This window comes from Acinetobacter sp. YH12094 (assembly GCF_013419295.1).
Lineage (GTDB): Bacteria > Pseudomonadota > Gammaproteobacteria > Pseudomonadales > Moraxellaceae > Acinetobacter > Acinetobacter amyesii.
This window is the reverse complement of record NZ_VPAK01000060.1, coordinates 1-3,853: the sequence shown is the minus strand read 5'-3', so window position 1 is coordinate 3,853 and position 3,853 is coordinate 1. Positions and strand designations below refer to the sequence as shown.

The following is a 3,853-nucleotide window of genomic DNA, read 5'->3' as shown; positions in this document are numbered from 1 at the left end:
GCCTATTTAAGTGATGTGCTGAAAAGGTTGCCGACACATAAAGTGACTCAGATTGAAGAATTGCTACCACACCGCTGGAAACCTAAATCGAATTAAAAAATAGGCATGGGGTTCAGCGGACGCTTACGGTCATATTGGTAATTGAGTTTACCTAAACGGCTATCTTCTACTTGGGTCAGTAAGTAGTTTTTATCGTATTGATAATGACGTTCTGCCTGATGTTTTGGTTGTTGTATTGGGTTTGGAGTCTCTTGTTCTGGTCGAATGATTTGTGAACTGAGTAAACCAACTTCATTGTAGTTTTTAGTTTGAATCAATCCGTTTGCCAGCATGCGTACTGTTTCACGGTGTAAGTCATCTCGTTGGAATGCCACCATGTCTTGTTGGTTAAAGGCAATTCCATAGATATGCCCTGAACCATAAGTCAGATTGGTTTGAACTTGTCCATCTGGGCGGATAGTCTTGCTTAAGTTGCCCAGCTCATCGTACTCATAACGAAGTACTGCAGTTACCGGTTTCAACTTGGGTACTTTATAGTGCTGATGTTCGCGTACCAACTGCCCGAGCGGATTTCGATAAAAGTTGATTTAGCTTTCTTTGTTTGTCGCTTGGCTGAGTTGGTTATTGATATTGTATTCGAATTCTTCGGTTTGGCTATGTCGTGTTTGTAAATGGGTATAGGTTTTTGAAGCAATTGAACCATCTGCATGATAACCCAATTGGGTCAGGATATTCGGTTGTCGGATTTGGAGCAGTTGTCCATTTTCATTGTAGCTATAATGCTTTTCTTCACCATCAAAGCTTTGTTCATGGATTAGTTGTCCAAAGCAGTTAAACTTGTACGATAGGTAAAATCACCTAAGTCAAAGTAAGTAGATTGCAACATCATAAACATAAACTTGACATAGGAGAGAATGCCATTCTAAGCGAGTTTTAAAAACCCCATCATCCGCCCATTCTGCAATAGCTTTGGTTATGACCTCTGTTGCCCCATAACGAAGATATACCCACGTCCAGCCTGATCTGTAAACGTATCAGTTGTGTACTTGGTTATATTCATAAGTGCGTACATATCCATTTTTATCAATCACTTTCAGCAAGTTACCTTATGCATCATATTCATAATGTGCCAAAGGTTCTGGCTGTTCATCAACAAAGGCTACTATCACTTTAGTTTGGTCATTAAAGGCAAACTAAAGCTGTTGTTTACCACGTTTTAATTGGAAGTCGATTGATTTTAAATAATCGAATTGTTCGAATAAAATATAATTTAAAATAACTTTTTAAGACTCATACAAGCTTTTTCTTCTTTCATTGAACATGACTCTTCCAACCATTTTCTAGATAGCTCATAATTTTTTTCAAAACCAAATTTACCTTCGAAATAATATAAACCTATATTAAGTTTTGCTAAACTATCCCCATTATTTGCGGCATCATTTATTAATTTTCGACCTTCTTTATAATTTTTGTTTACACCTAAACCTAAAAAATACATAGTAGCTAAGTTAGTTTTCGCTTTAATATGCCCAAGGCTAGAAGCTTTCAAAAATAAATTGAAAGCCTTTTCATAGTCTATTTTATCTGAAGTATAGTAAACACCCAAATTAAATAAAGCCTCAGGATTATTTTTTTTAGCAGATAGCTGGTATAGCTCTAGTGCTTTATCAATATTTTTATCCACACCTTTACCTAAATCATACATTACTCCTAAATTATACTGAGCTTCATCATTCCCACTTTCAGCAGCCTTTAAATATAAATTAAAAGCCTTACTATAATCTTGTTTAACATATATACCGGCGTCATACATTTTCCCTAAATTCAAACTTGAATAATAATTCCCTTGTGATGCTGATTTATTATACCAATAAAATGCTTTCTCATAATCTACATTAGCGCCTAACCCATTAAAATACATCACACCTAAATAATATTGAGAATTACTATCTTCTGAATGACTATTAAAATAATTTAGCGCTTTATCGTAATTTAAGCTTTCACTTTGTAAAATTATATTTTGTGCTTTTTCAAAATTTAAAGTCTCAGTATTTGAATTATAGCTACAAGCATTTAATATCAAAATAAAGAAAAAAATAAAAATAAATCGTAAACCCATAATTAACCTCCTCCTAGATAGATAATCTACTTCATTTTCCTTTATTACTAATTTTAACAGGCTTATGGTACAGCTGAGTATCTGCTTTATGATGGGTAAATCCACCACCAACTTCTGTTAAAGGACTAACTCCATAACCAATTTTTTGTTTAGTATTTGAATTTTGGTGAACACGGAAACAAACAATTATTGCACAAGTTTCAGATGTATCAGCTCTACCTGTAAATCCTGAAATATCAGTATCATACCAATCAATACCAGCACCTAAACTTCCACCAGTACCAATTGTTTTACTTCTAGTTCCACTAGAACCAACAAATACTCCATTTTTTTCTTGTGCTAAATAAATACTTGATGATGCTCCATAACCTTTGATTGCACTTGAATCTCCACCAGCAGAAATTGCTATCACTGAAGGTTTAAAAGGCTTATCATTTTCTGGATAAACATACCCTGCAACACCTCTGGAAACAATAACCCTTGATGGAGTCCTAATATTATTTTCCAATTTTTTATATGCTTTATTTTTTTCATCCATATCTCTTTCCATCGCAGCCATTCTTCCCCTTGCATCAGCAATTTTTAATTTGTCTAATTCAGGCTGCAGCCAAGGTGATGAACCTTCAGGAGCTTTATAAATATCTTTTGCCATTAACCCCATCGGATCTACCCACTGATTCGGATCACTTACATAAGCTAGGTTATTAAATCCACCTTCTAGTCCTATTGGATCTTTACTTACATACCTTGCACTATGTGGCTCATAATAACGATAACGGTTGTAGTGTAAGTTTGTTTCTTTATCATAATATTGACCTTGGAATCGAAGGTTGGTTTGTTCAAGTAAGTTTTCGCTCTCATTGATCTCTAAAGCTGTGCCCCATGTATCTTGTTTAATTTCCCAAATACATTCGCCTAACTCATTACTCAATGTTTGCGGTGTGCCGACTTGGTCACAGTGATAAAATGCAACCCGCTCTAACTCAACTTTGTTCTTTCTCGTTTCAGTTTTCCATACAGGGTCTTTATAAACTGAGTACGGTTCTGTTTGGAACTTTGAGTAGTCTGGTGTTTCGATTAATTTAATAAATCCGGCATAGCCTGTTTGTAGCAAGGGTACAAAACTATTTGGCTCATAAACATAATGCTTGGTATATTGTGCTTGTTCATTACTAGATTGTTGTGACTCCCAAATCATTAGGTCACCATCCCAACCAAATAAAATCAAACTTTTATCAGTATGACTATTTTTAAATAAACGTCGTCCAAATACATCATAGCCATAAGTCGTGACTTGACCATTGTTATCACTTTGAATCAAGCGATTCAGGTTATCCCAAGTCAGTTTTAGCGTTTTACCTGCTTGGGTCGTTTCAACCACATTACCTTGTGCATCATATTTGTAGTGTTTACCTTGATATTGCGTGATCAAGTTGTTTTTCACTTGTGATGATTGTGTAGCAATCGGGTCAATCAAGTTACCTGCTGGATCAAAGCTAAAGCTTTCTGTAAGTTGCGGACCTTGGCTTTTGATCAATCGTCCAATTGGGTCATATTGATAATTGAGCTTCCCTAAACGGCTGTCGTCCACCTACGTGAGTAAGTATTTTTTTTCGTCTTGGGAATGACGTTCTGCTCGGTATTTTGAGGCTTTCTGAACTTGATCTAAGGTATGCTGTTCAGGGCGGATGAGCTGAGTGAGCCCATATCATTGTAGTTTTTAGTTTGGATAAA

2 protein-coding genes and 2 pseudogenes are annotated in these 3,853 nt (G+C 35.6%); 1 reads left to right on the top strand and 3 read right to left on the bottom strand.

From position 1 onward, the window contains the following. A partial coding sequence (locus FTU34_RS17415; protein WP_179992416.1) for a transposase domain-containing protein occupies window positions 1–96 on the top strand: 96 nt, incomplete at its 5' end. A gap of 32 nt (window positions 97–128) precedes the next feature. On the opposite strand, the pseudogene FTU34_RS17410 reads toward FTU34_RS17415, so the two are convergent. The 3 genes and pseudogenes from FTU34_RS17410 to FTU34_RS18180 form a co-directional block, all read right to left on the bottom strand. After that, window positions 129–1,283 (bottom strand): annotated as a pseudogene (locus FTU34_RS17410) (hypothetical protein); the annotation flags it as partial. Beyond that, entirely contained in the window at window positions 1,271–2,119 is an 849-nt protein-coding gene (locus tag FTU34_RS18030) for a tetratricopeptide repeat protein (protein WP_180036288.1), read from the bottom strand. The gene FTU34_RS18030 and the pseudogene FTU34_RS17410, both read right to left, overlap by 13 nt. Before the next feature lie 31 nt (window positions 2,120–2,150). Continuing rightward, window positions 2,151–3,853, bottom strand: a pseudogene (locus FTU34_RS18180) (RHS repeat domain-containing protein); the annotation flags it as partial.

Coding starts and splice junctions, on each gene's coding strand:
- FTU34_RS18030 (WP_180036288.1), bottom strand. CDS start 2,119: ATGGGTTTACGATTTATTTTTATTTTTTTCTTTATTTTGATATTAAAT.